Raw genomic sequence first — 17,735 nt, 5'->3', positions numbered from 1 at the left:
GCCCGCCCGATCCCGGGGAGGATCAAAAATGTTCATTCGAAAAGCTGCGGCCGTCGCAGCGATGACCATTGCCGCTACGGGCATCGCTGCAGGTACTTCTTACGCAGCTCCGGAGACGTCACCCGACGTTTCGTACACCGCCGAGGTCGTCGACCAGGCCGTTGTCACCACCATCGACGCCGGAGCATTCCGGGTCTCGGGCGACGGAACTCACGTCGACTTGCAGAACAGCCAGGGCGCAACTCTCGTGAGCCTTCCGCTCGCGTTCAACCTCGGCGACGTTCAGTTCCCGTTCGACGAGACCGTCAGTGAGGACGGCAAGACCCTCACCCTCAAGCCGAACCTGGACCCGGCCAGCTCCAAGCCGAAGCCGGTCGCTGCCGAGTTCACCCCGGTTGCTTCGCCTGACGAGGATCAGAAGGCAATCGAGAAGTTCCAGTCACAGCTCGGGCTTGCCACGCAGATCGGTAGCCTCACCGGCACGATCGTCGGGGCGGTCATCGGTTGCATCGTGGGTCTGCCCGGCCTGGTCGTCGGCTGCCTGCCCGGCATGGTCACAGGGGCCGGTATCGGTGGAGTCGCCGGTACCATCCTCGCCGGCGGCGGAACTGCCGTCGTCGCGGGCTTGGACCTGATCAAGGTTCTGAACGCTCCGGCTGGAACAACTCTCTTCCAGTAGAACGTCACGAACGCCGAAACGGGCGCCACACCTTCAGAAGGTGTGGCGCCCGTTTTGCTGTCTCGAGTAATGCGTGTGATCAGTAGTCGCGAACCTTCAGGCCTGGGTTGGCGGCGAGGATGTCGTTGATCGGCGTCGCGTACTGGGTCGGGGCTTCTTGCCCGAACAGTGTCTCTGCCTGAGCGATCTCGCACAGGGGAGAGGTGGCGACGTTGGACGCACTCGTGATGCCCACTGCCAACGTTCCGGAGACGATCGGGCCACCGCTGTCACCCTGCAGGACGCAGATGTTGGTGGTGAAGCCGTTGTCGAGGGTGTGATCCAAAACCTTTGCGACGCGGTTGACGCCGGTGACGACGCCGCAGCTGAAGCCTGTGGTCGATCCTGCCTTGCAGACCGGGGCGCCCACGACAGGATCGGCGGTACCGGTGATGTTGACCGAGCGGTTGAACGGGACCCGCACGCTGTTGTTCTCGAAGCGGTACTTCGCGTTGTCGTCGATGTTGATGATCGAGTAGTCGCGCCCGTCGAAGCTGCTCTTGGCGAAGTACCCGACGCGGGGCCCGGTCTGGTTGTTCACCATTGGGAAGACCTGGCTGGAGTTCGAGGTGCCGGCAGCGGCACGGTTGGGATCGCAGTGACCGGCGCTGATGTTGACTGTGCGTCCTGAACCGTCGGTGCCGTTGAAGCCGAATGAACAACGCAGTCCAGTGTTACCGGAGGTTGCGCCGAAGGCGTCTCCGCCCAGTGCAGCGTCGCCGGTTGCGGATCCGGTTGCGGGGATGAGGTCCGCGACGATCGGGGGAACCAGTAGCGGAGCAGCGGTATGGACGACGGTCCGCTTCAGGAATTCAGGCAATTCGATGCCGGCGGCAGGATCGGCCGTGAGGGCGACTCCGTTGCCGACGACGTCGACGGCGATGCCACGCACGAGGTCTGCGACCTCGGCAGGCTGCGAATCGAGCCAGGTGTTGAGTGCCGAGAGTTGACCTTGCAGAGCCTGCTCGCTCTGCGCGACGTCCTTGACCTCGAAACCGGCCTTCTCGGCGGCCTCGCGGGCAGCATCCTTGTCGCGACCGTCAGCGAGAGCGACGATGCCCTTGCCGAGGTCGTCGAGCCACACTCCGGCAAAAGAGTCGGGAAACTGGACGCGCGCGATGGCGGCGAACTCCGCGAGCTTCTGCGCGAGTTCGGAACGCGAGACGAACTGGTCGGGCGTCAGCGCCAAGTCGTGCTGTAGGGCTTCGGCGAGTTCGACGGGCAGATGGGCTGCCTGATCGGATACCCCGGATTCGTTCGGTTCTGCGTTCGCGACCGCGGTAATCGGTCCGAGGAGCAGCAGCGCGGCCGAACCGAACACTGCGGCGCGACGTGCGATGGAGCTTCGCATGTGGGCCTTTCCACTTCGTTGACCGCGTACCACCCCCCTGGGAGCACACGGATACGGCTCACGGACTTGTGGTGAGCCGATCACAGTCGACCATGACTATATGGGTTCGAACGCGCTATTCCCACCCGTTACATGAGCAGACAGCGCTGACCCCGACCGACAACAGCACTGTGCCCGCCGATCGCGAAACGGATCGGCGGGCACAGTGTGTGAATCAGTGGTTGGTCAACCAGCAGTGCGGACGCGGATTCCGGCACCGACACCGCCACCGGAAGCGCGATCTGCCGCGTCGAGGATGTCTCCGACCGGAATACCCAGATTCGAGGTTCCACCGGAGGTCGCCAGTACCAGGTTCGCTTCGTTGCAACTGGGTGCTCCGCTGCTGTTGGAGCCGCTGGTGATGCCCAGAGCCAAGGTTCCGGAGACGATGGCGCCGCCACTGTCCCCGGCGAGGGTGCACGCGGTGCCGGCGAATCCGCGAACGGTTCGTGAATCACCGTCCGCCATGACCAGTTGAGTTTCGACGCGATCGGCTGCCACGACACCACAGGTGAAGGACGACGTCTGGCCGGACTTGCAGATGGGAGCGCCGATCACGGGACGTGCTGTTCCGGTGATCGCGAGGGTGGTCCCGTTGGCACCGCGGACGGCAGCACGGTCGAGGCCCGCGTCGATGCCGGACTGGTCGAACTTGATGACCGAGTAATCGAGATCGCCGGCGTTGTTGCCGACGGAAGACTGTGAGAATGCTCCGATCAACTGACTGTCGTCGACGTTCGCGTGATTCGGCAGGTAGACGGGCGACTTCGAACCCTCGGCCGGATTGCAGTGTCCGGCACTGATATTGAGAGCATTGTTCTGATCGTCGACGGCGTTGAACCCGAACGAGCAGACCGAGATGTTCTCGGTCGGTGTCTCGCGAATGGGGCCTGTCGACGTGATGTAGGTATCGCCGCCGAGTGCTCCGGGATCAACCGATCCGCCACCGTCCGGGCTGAGAACGATCTTGGTGTTCTCGAGCAGGGTCGGAAGATTGAGCGCCTGCCCGACGGGGCTGTTCGCGACGTCGATGACGACCTGGTTGTTCAGGACGTCGATAGTCGCCGAATTGACTGCGCGTGAGATTTCCTTGGGCAGCCCGGCAATCCATCCGTTGACGTCGGCCAGCGTCTTCTCGAGGGTGTCGGCGGAGACGGGGGCGACGTGCGTGCGGTAACCGTCGTCGGCCGCGATGCGTGCAGCTTCGGTGGTGGTGACGGCTACGACGGGTTGACCGTCGAGTCCCATCCACGAGCCGGCGTAGTCGCCAGGGCGCTCGGACTTGAATTCCTGGGCGTATGCACCGAGTTCCTGAGCTTTGGCAGCGCGGTCCAGATACTCCTGTGGGGAGATCTTCAGATCGCGTGTGATCGCCTCGATCAGCTCAGCCGGAAGCTGATCTGCCCCGAGCTGTTCGACATGCGTGTCGGAGGCGGGCTCTGCCGATGCCGTCGTGGTGAATGGAGCTGCGAGCAGTAGTGCCGAGGCGCCGACCACAGCGGTGCGGATCGCCAACGAGTTACGCATGAAATCCCTTCAAGTCCCCGGCACCGAGCCGGTAGGTACCGCACCCACCATAGGGGAAAAGTTTCGACGAGGAATATGTGCCTGTTGTCGGCAAGTCGAATTATTCTGTCTAACTTGGCATTCCGGGTCTCGGGGCCAATGGCATGACGGGCATGTCGGGATTCGGAACCACCGGATCGGTTGTGTCGGTCGGGTTGGACGGCTGCGTCGGCGTTGTCTGTGTATCAGTGGGGGCGGTCACGGCGGGAGTGTCCGGGGTATCCGGATCGACCGGATCCAGCGGTCCGACGACCGGCGGCAGGTTCTCGATCCGAAGGGGATCGATCTGGATGGTGATCGGCGATCCCTGTTGCGCGGGGACGTTCGCCGTAGTGGATTTCTCTGTACCGGTGCCCGGACTCACCGGAATGGGCTGGGATTCGGATGAGGTCGATTCCGCTTCGGATGCCCACGACTGCGCCGTCGGCTGCGCGCCGAGAGCGGGTACTTCCGGTGGGGGTGAGGTCGCTGATTGCGTGCCTGTCCCGGATGAACTCGTCGAGGTGGCAGCTGTGTCCGTCCCTGGGGGCAGGGGAGATTGTGCGTCGAGAATCCTGGGTGCTGAAATGGTCGGAGTGTGTCCGATGATGACCGCGGCCGCGCAACCCGACACCGTCAGAAAGACTGCGGCGGCTGCTGCGGCGATGATCGGTCGGCGCTCCGACCGCCACTGGCGATTCAGCCAACCGTCGATGCTCGGTTCTTTCGTGACCGGTGCCTCCACGCCGGATTCCGGCTCCGGTTCGATCAGAACGAACGGCGGAAACTCTTCGGGGGTGTCCTCTGGCTCGGCAAAATCGGTTGGCTGGGGTTCGGGACAGGTAGAGGTGATCGAGAAGGCCAACGCTGCGGCTCCGCGAGCAGCACGGTCGTCGGCGTGCGGATCCGCGAGCCAAGCTGCAGAGGCTTCATCTTCTGAAATCAGTTCGACGCCGTCGAGATTCATGCTGTCGAGTGCGCCGCGCAGTGCGTCGACGGAATCGCTCGACCAACCCGCGGGGATCACCGCAGAGATGTTCAGGTTCTGATCGGTGAGTGTTCGGACTTCCTTGACCAGGCAATACATTGCTGTCGCTACCAGTTCCTCCCCTCGCGTCATGTGCTCGGAGAAGTTGTCGGTATCGTCGGTGCCGACCCTGTCGAGGAACCCGCGCAACCCGGTGGACCCCGCCGCGGTTCCGCCTAGCTGCACGGTGCCGTCGGGGGCGTGGTGCAGAACCGATTCGCGTTCGAGGGTCACCAGCTCCGAGTCAGGTCTCGCGATCGCAGCAATGCTTCGTTTGTTGCCGACGGCGAGTCCGACTCCCCACTTCATAGCGATCCCCGTTTCACAGTTACCGAACTTTGCTCGGCAGGCATGTCCTGATTCCTGTGAAAACTATCACTTAAACGGATATACGCAACCCTCTGGACAATATGCAGCTAACTACTTGTTCGGCGGTGTCATGCTGCGAAGGATGGTGAGCAGTTCCGAACGAGACTGCGCCCCGACGCGCCGCTTGATCCGTGCGACATGGTGCTCGACGGTTTTAGCGGAGATGTAGAGGCGTTCGCCGATTTCCCGATACGTCAGTCCGACGACGACGAGTTCGGCAACTTCTTGTTCGCGCTCGGTCAACACCGACGGTGGCGCCGCACTTGTGGCGGTATCGGTTGCACTTGTCTCGGCCGTCGACGTTGTGCGTAGCGAGCGCGCAACGTGGAGCAGTGCCGTGGCCGATTTGGTGTCCGGGGTGCGCAGCGCTGCTTCGCCGGCGAGGCGAGCGGCGTCCCACGGGAGTCCGATCCGACTGAGCGTTCGTGCGGCGGCTTCGACACCGTCTGCGTCGACGTTGCCTTGCATCAGTAGGAGCCACTGGCGTCCGGCGATCGCCAAACCGGCTGCGTAAGTGTGAGTTTTGGCTGATTCGGCGAGTGTATGGGCGTGTGGGAGGAGATCGGCCGGCGACTGCGAGAGGATCGACGCCTGGACGCCGTACCAATGCAGCGGCGACGACCACAGCGGCGGCTCGCCGAGCGCGCGGAGGAGTGAGCGCGCGTCGTCGACGAGATGCTCGACCTGCTCGGTCTCCTCGAGCCGTACTGCCGCAAGCCACAGTTCGCCGATGGGAAGCAGATTGAACAGATCAACGCTGCAGGACGAGAGGGTGCCTGCCGCGCCCGACCAAGCTCGACGCAGCTGGGCGAGATCGCCGGAACGCCGAGCGAGACCCACGATCAGAGCATGCAGAAACAGTGCGTCACGCTCACGGAGGGGGCCGCGGACTACCTCCTGCGGTAGGTCTTCGAGAATCGTGTCCTGCCCGCGGACCATCGCGATCCAGGCGCCGAGAAGGTGAAGTCGCGCCCACGTGTGGCTGCTTGCGTCGTCGGCGGCGATCGCGGACGTGACGACAGCGGCGGCCCGTTCATGGGCGCCGTTGTGCAGGAGTGCGAGAGCTACCAGCGCCGGGGCGGAATCAGGCTGGAATTCAGATGTGTCGGCTCCGCCGGGGAGCGAGAGTGCGCGCGACATCGTGTTGAGCGCACTCGGTGCGCTCCCGGTGACCGATTGCATCAGTCCGTTGGCCAGTGTGGTAGCGCCGACCGTCGAGCTCGACGGTGATCCGGTGTGTCCGGTGAGCGCCGCGTTCGCGTCATCGACCTTGCCGATGCCGAGGAAAGTGATTGCGGCGAAGGGGGATTCGTTTCCGGTGCGCCCTGGCCCCAGCCAGGTGTAGAGATCTGCAGCGGCGCCGAGTTGGCCGCATGCTGCGGACGAAGCTGCGCGGATTCGCACCGCCGCAGCCAATCTCGCGTCGTCGAGATCGGGTGCGGCGATGACGGCATCGGACAGACGGCAGGCAGTGTCGAGGTCACCACTGCGAGCCGAGACCTGGGCGTACAGCAGCGTGTCGGCCACGCCGAGAGGCTCGATCGAATTCACGCGGCGAAAGAGATCTGCCGCGACCGCCGGCGTGCTCGCCTCGACGGCGTCTCGTAGTACACCCGTGAGATCGCGGTGGCGGATTCCGGAGTCGAAAAGTCTTCGTGCTGTGTCGATATCGAGGGTTCTCGTGTGTGCGCGTGATGCGACGATTCTGATCAGCTCGCTGCGGATACGCCCGGTGCTCGTCGACTCGGCGAGCACGCTCGCGACGAGTGGTGATCGCGAACCGAACAGTCCGGTCGCCAGTGCCCGGTCGAATGCAGCTGTGAGGCTGAACTTCTCCTGTCCCAGATCGAGCTCGAAGGCGTCGATGTCCGGGACGGCGAGTGAAACTTCGAGGATCTCGCGCTCGATCGGATGCAGAGCGGTGACCTGGTGGAGGATGTGTGTGCGTATGGCGTTCGGCATTTCCAGGCGGCCTGCCGAGGCGGCGGCGAAGTACGCTTCGATCGCCCCGAAGGAACCACCGGACAGATGCTCGAGCGCCACCACGGCGCGGTCGTCGAGCGGGACTCTTCGCTCGGCCGCGATCTTCCGAATATCGTTTCGGTTCAACGGGTTCAGATGCAACACGGTGCCGAAACTCGAGATGTTCGAGTAGATCGGTGCGAGTGGTGGATCGATCCGATCGGAGGCTACGACAACTCCGAGGTCGTCACGTTGGACAAGCTCTTTCAGGGCACGGATTTCATCGGAGGTCAGAGCTTGCGCGTCCGCGATCACCACAATCGCGTCGGCGGGGACGTCATGCGTGACTGCGGTGACCACGGGCTTGTCACCCGATTCGATTCGCTTCCGTACAACCCTCGTCACTTGGAGCCGAGCGCTGGCATCGGTCCCGGTGACGAATAGGCGCAGTGGCGATGCAGTCAGGTCGACGTCGCGCAAAAGTCCTGCGATGAACGACGATTCGGTGCCGTTGTCACGGTTCATCGAAAGACCGCCGGTCAGCGGATCGGTGCGGTGACGCCGCCGACGACACCACCGACCACGTTTCCGACACCACCGACGACGTTACCGAGACCTCCGACCACGCCGCCGACTCCGTTGCCGACACCGTCGACCAGACCGCCGACTCCGTTTCCGATGCCGGTCGCAGCGTCACCGACACCGGTCCCGACGCCGGCTCCAGGCGCGGGTGCTGGTGCCGGGGCGGGAGCAGGTGCGGGCGCCGGGGCGCCGGGTGCGGCAGGTGCAGGCGCCGACGGAGCGGTCTCGCCCGGTGCGGGCGAGGATCCCGCCGGTGCGCCGGCAACCGGAACTGCCCCCGGCGCCGTCGTCGAGCCGCCTGCGGCAGCAGGAGAACCGGGCTGATTGCTTTGAGTGCCGTTGTTCGCAGTCGTGGATCCGGTGCCTGCCGCTTCCGCTGCCGTGGTGCTGCCGGGAGTAGAGCCCGCGGTGGTCGAAGCGGTCGAGGAGGTGGACTCGCTGGTGGTGTTCGCCGAACTGGACGGAACGTTGATCTTGTCCATGGCAGTTCCGATTCCGAGCCCGCCTGCGGCGAGCACGATGAATGCTCCCACCACTGCAGCAACGACGCCGACCCTCGACGAGCGTCGAGTCGCCGTGTTCTCTTCTTCGGTCGGCTCGGCAAGCAACGGAGTGGAGAAGGCGGGAACTGGTGCGGGCTTGCGAGACGGCTCGGCGGGAATCACTGCAGTGGCGGCGGCCGGTACTTGCGAGTCTCTGGCGTCGAGTGCGAGGGCCGCGGCGCCGGACGCCGCGCACGACGCTGGATCGGCGTCGGCGATCACCGGGACACGAAGCTCCGCGGACAGTAGTTCGGCGACAAGGGGAATGGACGAGCTTCCGCCGGCCAGGACAACCTGATTGACGTCACTGGACTCGACGCCGGCAGATCGCAGGCTTTCGCGAACCAATGCCACCGATTCGGTGAGGGCGGGCCGGATCAGATCTTCGAGTTCGGAACGAACGAGTCGAACGTCGCTGACGGCACCGGGAAGCGCCACGCGGGCAACGGTTTCCGTCTCGGTGGAAAGTTCCTCCTTGGCTGCGCGGGCATGCTCGCGCAGAGTTTCCAGCGCTGCAATCGTCTCGGGTGCAAAGGGATCAAGGGTTGCGAACTGGTCGGAAACCGCATCGAGCAGGTGAACGGTGACGAGGTGATCGAATTCGTCGCCGCCGATGTCCTCGCTGCGCAGCGGCTTACCGAAGATCTCGCTTCGTCCGTCGGTCGTGGACATCATCGTGACGTCGAGCGAGCGAGCACCGAGGTCGTAGACGACGGTCAGACCGTCGCTGACGACAGTTCCGGAAGCGGCGAGCCACGCCATGACGGCTGCGGGTTCGGCGACGAGAGTCGCCCCGTGAATTCCGACGTCGTCCAGAGCGGACTCCATGGTGCGTGCCGTGTGGCGGTTCCACCCCACCGGGTGAGCCAGGACGACAGTTGGCCCTTCGTTACCGCCTGCCTGGTCTACCAGTGCGCCGACCGCTGTCGCCGCGAGAGCCTCGCCGCGGTACTCGGTACCGTCGGCGGCAAGTATCGGAATCGGGTCTCCGACGCGCTCGACAAATCCGGTGATGACGGATCCGTCGTCCAATTGCAGCGCACTGGGTAAGCGGACCTGTTGCGTTTCACCGGTCGAGCCGTCGGTGACAGCTACGAGAGTGGCCGAACCGATGCTGATGCCGAGCCCTGCCGCCATGAACGAACTCCCCTGGTCGTGGGCGACAGAAGGACTGTCGCGGTTGTCTGCGATGTCGGTTTCAGGACCTAGATCGTTACCGGATCGGAGGCGTCGCGACGAAGTAGGGGACCGATCCCCTAATCGGGGCAAATCCCCTATTCCGACCGGGCGTAGCCCAATGGGGGGCTTCCCCACCTGTCCCTGGAGAAGAGGGGGGTGCTCCCCGTTGGCCCCAGTCGCAAAAGTTCTTAGCGTTGATTCCACTCGCTACCTCTGGCAGCGCACCAGTTTCCGGACCACCGGCAACTACCCACCGGCAACAACCCGGTCAACGAACTTCAGGAGAACCCGCCATGGCAACGAACGCCGTACTCGAATTCATCCTCGGGCTACTTCGTGACGACGAGGCAGCTGCCAACTACTGCGCCAACCCGACCGCGGCACTCGATGCTGCCGGTCTGTGCGACGTCAGCCCCGCCGACATCGTCGCGGTCGCTCCGCTGGTCGCCGAGTCCGGACTCTTTGCCGGTGGTGGCGCCGACCTGTCCGCGATCGTCAACGCCGGTGCGTCCGCTGCCGGTGCAATCGGCGGCGGTCTCGGACTCGGCGGTGGTCTCGGTGGTGGACTCACCGGTGGTCTCGGTGGTGGCCTCGGCGGCAGCCTGGGTCTCGGCGCCGGTGCAGGAATCGGAGTCGGAGGCGCCCTCGGCGGCCAGTTCGACCTGGTCGGCGACTTCGCAGCAGCCCTCAGCGCTGCGCTTGCCATCGGTGGCGAGATCAGTGCCGAACTCGGCGCAGCCTTCGGCGCTGTGATCGAAGCCGGTCTCGGTTTGGGCGGCGCACTCGATCTCGAAGGAGCTCTCGATCTGGGCGCACAGCTCAGCGCGGCTCTGGGCGGCGCCCTCGGTGTGACCGGCGGCCTGACTGCGGAGCTGGGAGCAGCCCTCGACGCCGCGATCGGCGCAGTCGGCGGACTCGACCTGACGGCAGGGCTCAGCGGAGCTCTCGCACCCGTATTCGCCATCGGTGGTGACCTCGGAGCCGATCTCGGCCTGGCTCTCGGTGGACTCCTCGGCGGCGCAGCAGACCTCAGCGGTCTCCTTGACATCGGCGGCGAACTGGGCACGAGCCTGACCGGCGCACTGGAATCCGCTCTTGCACTCGGCGGCGGCCTGGATCTTGCCGGCGCTCTGACAGGCGACCTCAGCACGGCATTGTCCGGCGCGCTCTCGGGCGTCCTGGGAGCCGGCGGCACGATCGGCGCCGATCTGGGTGCATCGCTCGGCGGCGTCCTCGGCGCGATCACGGATGTCAGCGTTCTCACCGATATCGCGGGCGGCCTCGATCTCGGTGCTGCCCTGAGTGGCGCCCTCGGCGGAGCACTCGGCGTCGGCGGCGGTCTGGAAACTGCATTGGGCGGCGCACTCGACGCAGCACTGGGTCTCGGCGGCGGACTCGACCTCGACGCCGTACTCGGCGGCGGAGCAGACCTCGGCGCGCAGCTCAGCGCGGCACTCTCCGGCGCCCTCGGTGCCGGGGGAACGGTCGGAGCCGACCTGGGTGGCGCACTCGGTGGACTGCTCGGGGGAGCACTCGACCTCGAAGGCGGTCTCGGCGCAGACCTCGCGGCAGCTCTGGCCGGAGGCGCGAATCTGTCGACGGCCCTCGAGGGTGTTCTCGGTTCGGCACTCGGCGTCGATGCCGGGCTCGCGGGCGGTCTCGGCGGCGCTCTCGACGCAGCGCTGGGCGCAGGCGGACTTACCGGAATCGACCTCGGTGGTGCACTCGGTCTGGGCGGTGAAGCAGGCTTGGCAGCCGGTGTCGCTGCGGCTCTCGACACCGCCCTCGCAGGTGCAGGCGGCTTGGGTGCTGTCGGTTCCGTGGGCACGGACCTGACCGGCGCGCTGGACGGTGCGCTGGGCGCGGGCCTCGGGCTGGGGGGCTCTCTCGACAGCGTTCTCGGTGCCGAAGGTGCACTCGGTGGAGCGCTGGACACGGCACTGAACCTCGGCGGAATCGACACCGGTTCGATCGGTGCCGACTTGCCCTCCGTCGACCTCGGCGCTGTGAACCTCGGCCCGATCTCCGCTGAACTGCCTTCCGTCGACCTCGGAAGCATCGCGGCAGAAGGACTGAACCTCGGCGGTGTGACCGGCGACCTCGGAGCAACTGTGGGCGGCGCGCTGGACGCAACAGCAGGTCTCGACGCAACAGCAGGTCTCGACGCGGCCACGAACGCTGCGGCTGGTTTGGGTGGGTCGCTCGGCGGCGCACTGAACGGCGTCACCGATCTCGGTGGATCGCTCGGCGGGGCTGTCGGAGCAGTCACCGACGTGACCGGTTCGATCGGAGCCGACGCAGCCGCAGCTGCCGGTGGCACAGTCGACGGCGGCGGTACCGTTGGCGGCGGTGGAGTCGCTGACCTGGGCGGATCCCTCGGTGGAGCAGTGAGCGGAGTGTCCGACCTGACGAGTTCGTTGACCGGTGCGCTGAACCCGTGGTCGTCGATCGATGCGACCGATGCTTTCGGTTCGGGTTCCACTTCGGGTCTGAGCGCCGATACCGAACACTCGCTCTTCGCCGAGGATTCGGTTGCAGCGCCGGTCGATCACATCGACCCGGTTGCGGTTGTCGATCACCTGCATCCCTGATCTGCTGACGCAGGAACTGAAATCGGTCAAAATGACCTGATGTAACAAATCCGGCCCTGCGTGCGCTATGCGTTCGCAGGGCCGGATATTCGAGTCGGGAAGAATTGCGGGTCAACGTAGCTCATGAGTGATTCAGCGAGTCAGGTAAGCAGCCGGAAGGCGCGCGTCGCGTCGTCGACGGCGTCGTTGCTCGAACGAACAGCCGTCGTGGCGAAGGATTTCGGGCGCACGGATCTGGTGCGCCGACTCGAGAACGCTCAGGTGAGAGTCAACGACCCGCGTATTCGCATCGTGGTGGTCGGACCCCTCAAGCAGGGCAAGAGCCAGTTCGTCAATTCTCTGCTAGGCATCGACGTGTGCTCGGTCGGTGACGACGAGACCACGGCCGTGGCGACGGTAGTTCAGTACGCGGAGACCGCGGTCGCCGAACTGATTCTCGCCGATCCGGGTGCGGCGCCCATTCGGGTGCCCCTCCCGCTCGAGGAACTGATGGGGATCACCCCGGCCACGCCTCGCGCCGAAGGGCGTGAGGTTCTGCGTGTGGAAGTGGGTGTTCCCAGTCCGCTGTTGGCCGACGGTTTGGTTCTGATCGACACCCCTGGTGTCGGCGGTCATGGAAATCCTCATGCTGCAGGAACATTGGGATTGATCACTGCGGCCGATGCAGTGTTGGTTCTGTCGGACTCCAGCCAGGAGTTCACCGAACCGGAGCTGGGATTCATCCGCCAGGTCGTCAATCTGTGTCCTGCGGTAGCCGGGCTGATCAGCAAGACCGATCTGTACCCGCACTGGCGGCAGATCCTCGACGCCGATCGCGGACATCTCCAGCGTGCCGGGTTGGATCTGCCGCTCATTCCGATCTCCTCGGTACTGCGCTCGCACGCGCTGAGGCTGGGGGACAAGGAACTCGAAGCGGAATCCGGATTTCTGGACCTCTATCAGTTCTTGCGGGACAACGTCGTTGCGCGTGCCGAATCGAATACTCGACGCGCAGTTGCGATGGATGTGCGTTCTGCGGCAGCGCATCTGACGTTGGAGATGGGCAGTGAGCTTGCGGCGCTGAAGGATCCGTCGACCGCTCAGGCAGCGGTCGCGGGACTGCAGCGTGCCCGGGCAGCGGCCGAGGAACTGCACAAGAAGACCTCACTGTGGCAGCAGAGCCTCGGTGACGGCATCGCAGACCTCGCCGCCGACATCGATCACGACCTCCGGGACCGGTTGCGCCGGGTGACCCGCCAGGCCGAGGAGACGGTCGACGAAGGCGATCCCGGTAAGGACTGGGACGTCGTGGGGGAGTGGCTCGAACAGGAGATCGCCACCGCGATCGGTGACAACTTCGTGTGGGCGCATGATCGCGCACAGTGGCTGGCAGAAGTTGTGGCGCAGCACTTTGCGGAGACCGGTGACGTCGCGCTCCCGCATCTCGACGTCGCCGACACCGACGGTTTCCTGGAACCGGTCGGTGCATTGGCGGACCTCGAATCCGGCCGAATCGGCATCACTCAGAAAGTCCTGGTCGGCATGCGCGGCTCGTACGGCGGCGTGCTCATGTTCGGCTTGATCACCACGATGATGGGCATGGCTCTGGTCAACCCGATCTCCATCGGCGCCGGGGTTCTGCTGGGCACCAAGGCTTATCGTGAAGACAAGCAGGCTCAGGTGCTCAAGCGTCGCGCTGAGGCGAAAGCGGCCATCCGACGGTTTGCCGACGACGTCAGCTTCCAGGTGGGCAAGGAGTCGAAGGATCGCCTACGCCTGGTGCAGCGGCTGTTGCGTGATCACTTCACCGACATCGCCGAGCAGGCGCTGCGCTCGATCAACGAATCCCTCCGCGCCACTCAGGAAGCCGCGCAGTTGGAGTCGAGTGAACATGCCGCTCGGATCAAGCGTCTGGAGACCGACATGCGCGTCGTCGCGGAGCTCGACGCCGTTGCCGGAACGCTGATCGGCGAAACTCCCGCTCCTGCCTCGGCAAAGGTGACCAACGCATGAATGCCACGACCACCGTGACCGCAGTGGAGTCGGCACACGCCCTGATCGACCACGCCAGACGTGCCTACGCCGATCAGCCGCAGACGCGCGCCCAGTTGGAAGAATGTGCGGCCAGGCTCGACGAGCCACTCCGGGTGGCGCTCGCCGGCTCCCTCAAAGCGGGTAAGTCGACGCTGCTCAATTCGCTTGTCGGACAGGATATAGCGCCTACCGACGCGACGGAATGCACACGCGTCGTCACCTGGTATCGGAACGGGACGACGCCGCAGGTGACCGCGACGGCCGAGAACGGTGCCAAGTTCAACGTGCCGGTGACGCGCCGCGACGGCAGGCTCACGTTCGATCTGGGCGAGTACACCGCAGACTCGGTGGACCGCATCGACGTCGACTGGCCGTCTTCGGCATTGGCTCGTACGACGATCATCGACACACCGGGCACCTCGTCGCTCTCGACCGAGGTCTCGGCCCGCACCTGGGACATGCTCGTTCCCGACGGTGAGGCACCGGGCGCGGATGCAGTGGTCTACCTCCTGCGGGCTCTCAACGCCAGTGACATGCAGTTCCTCGGGAAGATCGCGGATCACGTGGGCGGAGAATCCGGGCCACTCGGAGTGATCGGAGTTCTCTCGCGTGCCGATGAGGTCGGCGCAGGCAGGCTCGACGCGTTGTCTTCGGCGAAGGACGTCGCGGCGCGATTTGCCGAGGAGTTGGAGCGAACCGGCCTGTGCCAGTCGGTGGTTCCGGTGGCAGGTCTGCTCGCGCTCGCTGCTCGGACGATGAGGCAGAGCGAGTTCGCGGCCTTCTCGGCGCTCGCGCAGGTTCCGGCCGAGGATCTGAGCCTTGCGCTCCTCTCCGCGGATCGCTTTGCCAGGCAGGACAGTCCGCTGCCGGTCGATGCGGCCATGCGGGCGCAATTGGCCGATCGGTTCGGGCTCTTCGGAATTCGCCTCGCCGTGACGTCGATCAAGTTGGGGGCCACTGATTCACCGTCCCTGGCGGCCGAATTGTTGGAGCGCAGCGGCCTGGACGAACTGCGTCAGGTGATCGACGTTCAATTCGGGCAGCGGGCAGATCAGCTCAAATCGCACACGGCGCTGGTGACGCTGGGAAGAATCCTCGAAGCCGATCCGAGCGAGGAAGGCGATCAGATCGCGGCGGAGGCGCAACGGTTGCTTGCCGATGTTCACGGCTTTCACGAACTTCGCCTGCTCGGGCGTCTTCGTTCGGTACACACGGATCTGCCACCCGACGACCTGGCACAACTGCAAAGACTGATCGGCGGCTACGGAATCCGGGCAAGTGACCGGTTGGGCTGCGAACCGGAAGAATCGCCGGAGGTGCAGCGTGCGCGGGCCACGGCGGCTGTCCGCAGATGGCGCGAGTTGTCCAGACATCCGCTCTTCGACAGGTTCACCTCGCGCGCCTGCCTGGTCGCCGCCCGCAGCGCCGAGGGCGTCCTGGCTGAAATTGTGCCCGAATAGGGACCCGTTCACTATGCGAGCGCCGGACGAGGGTTCTATCTTGAGTTCGGGATGATCCGGACATAACTCCCAGGTTCGGGTCCCACCTCGATGGGAGCACGCGCATGGCGAGTGACATCAAGTCCGCTTCACCGGATCGAGCCACCCTCGTCCTGGGGACGCTCATCCTGGTCGCTGCGGTCGCGAACCTCAATCTCTCGGTCGCGAATGTCGCTTTGCCCGATATCGGGCGGGCTTTCGACGCCAGTCAGACGCAACTGAACCTGATCGCGGTCGGCTACTCGCTGGGCCTGGCCGGAACGGTGCTCTACCTGGGGGCCTTGGGAGACCGATACGGCCGCAAGATGTTGCTGGTCACCGGCATGGCGCTGTCCATTCCGGCGTCGATCGTGGCGGGATTCGCCGGGAACTTCGAAGTGCTGTTCCTCGCTCGGATAGTCGGAGGCGTCTCGGCAGGTCTGGCGTTCCCGACCACGCTGGCAATCATCACGGCGTTGTGGGCCGGACCGGCACGAACCAAGGCGATTGCCATGTGGTCGGCAATCGGTGGCGCGATTTCAGCACTCGGTCCGATCGTCTCGGGGGCGCTGCTCGAGCAGTTTCACTGGGGTTCGGTCTTCTTCGTCACCCTTCCCTTGGCCCTTGTGGCACTGATCTGTTCCCTGGTGTTGGTTCCCGCTCACGTCAACGAGACGACCGAGCGAGTCGATCACCTCGGCGGCATAGTGTCGATCGTCTTCATCGGGGCGCTGGTATTGTCCATCAACTTTGCGCCGGTGAAGGGTTCGGGCACGTTGGCTCTGGTGCTCGGGGCGATAGCAGTTGTCGCGGGTATCGGGTTCTTCCTGCAACAGCGACGCGCGGTCAATCCGCTGTTCGATCTTCACGTAGCTGCGCGCCCGACCTTCTGGGTCGCGGCGGTGGGTGGGTTGGTCGTGTTCGGTTCGCTCATGGGCGCGATGTTCATCGGCCAGCAGTTCCTGCAGAACGTCCTCGGGTACTCGACGCTGGCAGCCGGTGCGGCGATCATTCCGGCTGCGCTGGCGATGGTGATCGTTGCGCCGCGCTCGGCGACCATGATCGAAAGGTACGGCGCCCGCGTCACGCTGCTCGCCGGCTACCTGTTCGTGGTTCTCGGGTTGTTCGTCGCGCTGTTCCTGTGGAACGAAAGCACACAGTATTGGCAGGTCGCGTTGGCCTATGCGCTTGTCGGCATCGGCGTCGGTCTGGCCGGCACACCGGCATCGCGTTCGCTGACCGGATCCGTTCCCGTGCACCGCGCTGGTATGGCGTCGGGAACCTCGGACCTGCAACGCGACCTGGGCGGCGCCATCATGCAGTCGATTCTCGGCGGAATACTCACGGCCGGGTACGCAAAATCGTTGGGAAATGCGATCTCGTCCTCGCCGAACGCATCCGAAGTGACTCCCGAAACTCAGGCCGCGCTCACCAAATCCTTCTCCAGCGCCGAAGTTCTGGCGGAACGCTACCCGCAATACGCGGAGCAAATCATGACCGCCGCCAAAAACGCCTTCCTGGACGGGGATACAAACGCCTACATCGCGGCGATCATCATCGTGTGTGCCGGTGCCGCGGTGGTGACGTTCTTCTATCCGCGTCGCGAGCGCGAACGAGTCCTGCTGGCGCAGTACGCGGCGGAATCCGATCTAGCCGCGGAGAAGAGTTGAGCGCGCTCTGGTAGTGATGAGGGATGCCACAGCTACTTCTCATCGATTCGTCCGCCGAACTCCACCACTCGACCTCACGTGATCTGACCGCACTGTTCGCTCAGCAGTGGTCGAAGAACAGCCCGGATCACACGACGGTGACGTTGGACCTGCACCGGGATCCCTTGCCGCACCTCGCGGACGCGGCCCTGCACTATGCACCACGCTTGCGAGTCGAGGGCGAGATTCCGGATCCCGCAGCGGAAGCACTCCAGGCTCGGGTCATCGAGCAACTTACCGCTGCAGACGTCGTCGTGATCGGTGCGCCGATGTACAACTGGTCGATCCCGTCCACGTTGAAGGCGTGGATCGACTACGTACACGTCCTGGGGACTACGGTGCCTTTCGACACGCGTACTCAGCCTCTGGCAGCTAAGCCGGTGGTGATCGTCTCCAGCCGCGGAAACACCTATGCGCCGGGCTCGGGAAACGAGGCCAACGATCACACCGTCCCGCCACTCGTTCAGGTGCTCGGGGTGTCGATGGGAATGGATGTCTCCGTCATCACCGCGGAACTGACTTTGGCGCAACGTATTCCGGCGATGGCACCTCTGATCGAGCAGGGTGACGCGAGCCTGCGTGCTGCCCGGGAGTCGTTGACCGAGCTGGCCCGTACCTTGGGGGCCTGAT

11 protein-coding genes are annotated in these 17,735 nt (G+C 64.8%); 6 read left to right on the top strand and 5 right to left on the bottom strand.

Annotated elements, in window-relative coordinates; translation table 11 throughout:
• The first annotated feature begins 28 nt into the window (after nucleotides 1–28).
• On the top strand, nucleotides 29–679 hold the full coding sequence (locus M1L53_RS21160) for a glycine zipper family protein (protein WP_003943407.1): 651 nt from the start codon (nucleotides 29–31) through the stop codon (nucleotides 677–679).
• Nucleotides 680–758: 79 nt separating this feature from the next.
• On the opposite strand, the gene M1L53_RS21155 is transcribed toward M1L53_RS21160, so the two are convergent.
• From M1L53_RS21155 to M1L53_RS21135, 5 genes are all read right to left on the bottom strand, one after another.
• Complete coding sequence (locus M1L53_RS21155) at nucleotides 759–2,069, bottom strand: S1 family peptidase (RefSeq protein ID WP_054187117.1); 1,311 nt, start codon at nucleotides 2,067–2,069, stop codon at nucleotides 759–761.
• A 225-nt stretch (nucleotides 2,070–2,294) separates the two neighbouring features.
• On the bottom strand, nucleotides 2,295–3,635 hold the full coding sequence (locus tag M1L53_RS21150; protein ID WP_054187118.1) for a S1 family peptidase: 1,341 nt from the start codon (nucleotides 3,633–3,635) through the stop codon (nucleotides 2,295–2,297).
• Between the two features lie 109 nt (nucleotides 3,636–3,744).
• Nucleotides 3,745–4,989, bottom strand: coding sequence for a hypothetical protein (locus M1L53_RS21145; protein ID WP_054187119.1), 1,245 nt, complete (start codon nucleotides 4,987–4,989; stop codon nucleotides 3,745–3,747).
• A gap of 111 nt (nucleotides 4,990–5,100) precedes the next feature.
• Nucleotides 5,101–7,536: a LuxR C-terminal-related transcriptional regulator gene (locus M1L53_RS21140; RefSeq protein WP_054187120.1), complete on the bottom strand. Its 2,436-nt coding sequence runs from the start codon at nucleotides 7,534–7,536 to the stop codon at nucleotides 5,101–5,103.
• 14 nt (nucleotides 7,537–7,550) lie between these two features.
• Nucleotides 7,551–9,272, bottom strand: a complete 1,722-nt coding sequence (locus M1L53_RS21135) for an Hsp70 family protein (protein ID WP_054187121.1) — start codon at nucleotides 9,270–9,272, stop codon at nucleotides 7,551–7,553.
• A gap of 335 nt (nucleotides 9,273–9,607) precedes the next feature.
• On the opposite strand from M1L53_RS21135, the gene M1L53_RS21130 reads away from it, so the two are divergent.
• From M1L53_RS21130 to M1L53_RS21110, 5 genes are all read left to right on the top strand, one after another.
• The gene (locus tag M1L53_RS21130) at nucleotides 9,608–11,905 is read left to right on the top strand and encodes an IniB N-terminal domain-containing protein (RefSeq protein WP_007726688.1); all 2,298 of its coding nucleotides are present in this window, start codon (nucleotides 9,608–9,610) and stop codon (nucleotides 11,903–11,905) included.
• A gap of 123 nt (nucleotides 11,906–12,028) precedes the next feature.
• Nucleotides 12,029–13,897: a dynamin family protein gene (locus M1L53_RS21125; protein ID WP_007726689.1), complete on the top strand. Its 1,869-nt coding sequence runs from the start codon at nucleotides 12,029–12,031 to the stop codon at nucleotides 13,895–13,897.
• Nucleotides 13,894–15,378 (top strand): dynamin family protein, encoded by a 1,485-nt coding sequence (locus tag M1L53_RS21120; RefSeq protein ID WP_054187122.1) that lies wholly within the window; start codon nucleotides 13,894–13,896, stop codon nucleotides 15,376–15,378. The genes M1L53_RS21125 and M1L53_RS21120 overlap by 4 nt, the downstream gene beginning before the upstream one ends.
• A 104-nt stretch (nucleotides 15,379–15,482) precedes the next feature.
• A complete protein-coding gene (locus M1L53_RS21115; protein ID WP_054187123.1) occupies nucleotides 15,483–17,066 on the top strand; it encodes an MFS transporter in 1,584 nt (527 codons plus the stop codon).
• A 23-nt stretch (nucleotides 17,067–17,089) separates the two neighbouring features.
• Entirely contained in the window at nucleotides 17,090–17,734 is a 645-nt protein-coding gene (locus M1L53_RS21110; protein WP_054187124.1) for an FMN-dependent NADH-azoreductase, read from the top strand.
• The last annotated feature ends 1 nt before the right edge of the window (nucleotide 17,735 follow it).

Source organism: Rhodococcus sp. T9N (assembly GCF_024436645.1).
In the GTDB taxonomy this organism is placed as follows: Bacteria; Actinomycetota; Actinomycetes; order Mycobacteriales; family Mycobacteriaceae; genus Rhodococcus_F; species Rhodococcus_F qingshengii.
This window is presented reverse-complemented; position numbering and strand designations above follow the sequence as displayed.

Excerpts from the sequence above, each read along its gene's own strand:
- M1L53_RS21160 (WP_003943407.1), top strand. The coding sequence starts at position 29 with ATGTTCATTCGAAAAGCTGCGGCCGTCGCAGCGATGACCATTGCCGCT.
- M1L53_RS21155 (WP_054187117.1), bottom strand. The coding sequence starts at position 2,069 with ATGCGAAGCTCCATCGCACGTCGCGCCGCAGTGTTCGGTTCGGCCGCG.
- M1L53_RS21150 (WP_054187118.1), bottom strand. The coding sequence starts at position 3,635 with ATGCGTAACTCGTTGGCGATCCGCACCGCTGTGGTCGGCGCCTCGGCA.
- M1L53_RS21145 (WP_054187119.1), bottom strand. The coding sequence starts at position 4,989 with ATGAAGTGGGGAGTCGGACTCGCCGTCGGCAACAAACGAAGCATTGCT.
- M1L53_RS21140 (WP_054187120.1), bottom strand. The coding sequence starts at position 7,536 with ATGAACCGTGACAACGGCACCGAATCGTCGTTCATCGCAGGACTTTTG.
- M1L53_RS21135 (WP_054187121.1), bottom strand. The coding sequence starts at position 9,272 with ATGGCGGCAGGGCTCGGCATCAGCATCGGTTCGGCCACTCTCGTAGCT.
- M1L53_RS21130 (WP_007726688.1), top strand. The coding sequence starts at position 9,608 with ATGGCAACGAACGCCGTACTCGAATTCATCCTCGGGCTACTTCGTGAC.
- M1L53_RS21125 (WP_007726689.1), top strand. The coding sequence starts at position 12,029 with ATGAGTGATTCAGCGAGTCAGGTAAGCAGCCGGAAGGCGCGCGTCGCG.
- M1L53_RS21120 (WP_054187122.1), top strand. The coding sequence starts at position 13,894 with ATGAATGCCACGACCACCGTGACCGCAGTGGAGTCGGCACACGCCCTG.
- M1L53_RS21115 (WP_054187123.1), top strand. The coding sequence starts at position 15,483 with ATGGCGAGTGACATCAAGTCCGCTTCACCGGATCGAGCCACCCTCGTC.
- M1L53_RS21110 (WP_054187124.1), top strand. The coding sequence starts at position 17,090 with ATGCCACAGCTACTTCTCATCGATTCGTCCGCCGAACTCCACCACTCG.